Raw genomic sequence first — 1,455 nt, 5'->3', positions numbered from 1 at the left:
GTGTTGATCCTGAGCAACTCGACAACGTCCACCGTACTGAAGACGGCCGCTGGGTCGCTACCATCGAACGAGAACGAAAACCATCCGAACGGCCCGACGAGCAGTTCGGTGATCTCCCGATCAACCTCGGTAACGACAAACGCGTCGAAGACTATCTTCGCGCTGGAGCCGCCACCTACGACGATTTCGTCAAGGGTGCTGTTGATTTTAATTCGAAGTACAATCCGCTGTTCATTTACAATCGGAAAGTAACCGAGGCCGTCACATCACACGCACCGGATTGGTACAGCAACCACACTACTAATCCCACAACCGGACGAGCACGTGGCGAAGAATTTGTTCGTGGCGCTCTCTCCGGTGCTGGACAGATTCTGAACGTTCCTTCGGTTGTCCTCGGACTCAAAGAAACCGGTGAATTCATCGGCTACACTGGCGCTGAAACCGTGAAAGGAAATGGTGGAAAAGTCATTGACGATAGCGTATCTGCCACCGAGCAGGCAGGAGGGGGGCTTGTTAAGTCATTCAAAAAGAGATCTGGAAATTCGGTTGGGGGAGTTGTGGGTTCACTCGTTGGGTCTGCCGGTGCAATGGGTACGGCGGCAAGGTACTCAGGACGTGCAGGCCGTGTTGCTCGGTATGCTATCCAACCTGGTGAGGAAATACTCAGCGACACCGCGACTGCAGTGCTCTCTCGGTCTTCACGTGGACAGCGCGTTCTCAACAAACTTCCAGGTGGTCGTCTCGATAACGAGGAACTCGCTTACGCCGCCTACAAGCGCGGTGTGAAGCCCAAGGCCTCGAAGCTTTCGCGGCGTATCCGACGCACCAAGTACGACTTTGTCGATAAGTTCGCACGCCAAGAGGCCTCAAAAATCAACGAGTTCGTCAAAGGTGCCGGACGCGGGCAACTCGAACTGTCGGGACCTCGCGGACGGGATACTGTCGCTGCCGACGATACTCCCGGTCGCATGTCCCCGGAACTTGACCCTGCTGATGCTGCCGAGCAGAACCTTGGGCAGACGCAATACGAACTTGAACGGTTCGCTGAACAGGAGCAAGCTGCCCGTCGCGAACAGCTAGAAGACGTCGGTCCCGAGGTACGCCCTGACTCCGAACTGTCCAAACGTACTCGCGCCGCCCAGTCGGACAAGTACACTGTTGATCAGGACGTCCTCGAAGAAGAGATTCGTCGCCAGCGTAGGGCGCTCGAACGCGGTCTTCGTGAACCTCGGCGTCGCCGACGCCGTACTCAACGTGACCCTAGCGATCTCGGGGAACCGTGGGACATCAGCGAGATCGAACACCGACGCAAGCAGGCGATGGAGCCCAGCGTCAAAGCCGAAGCAGAATCTATCGAGCGACAGGCGACTGGCGCGGAGGTTGATGCGTTCGACCCCGTTGCGCGAGAACGCGAGCGCCTTGACGTTGCAAGCCGACCAACCGCTGAGCCACGCC

1 pseudogene is annotated in these 1,455 nt (G+C 57.5%); it reads left to right on the top strand.

The annotated features are described in order from the left end of the window. Positions 1-1,455: pseudogene (locus QT222_RS01170) on the top strand (hypothetical protein); the annotation flags it as partial.

This window comes from Haloferax sp. s1 (assembly GCF_058382125.1).
This window is presented reverse-complemented; position numbering and strand designations above follow the sequence as displayed.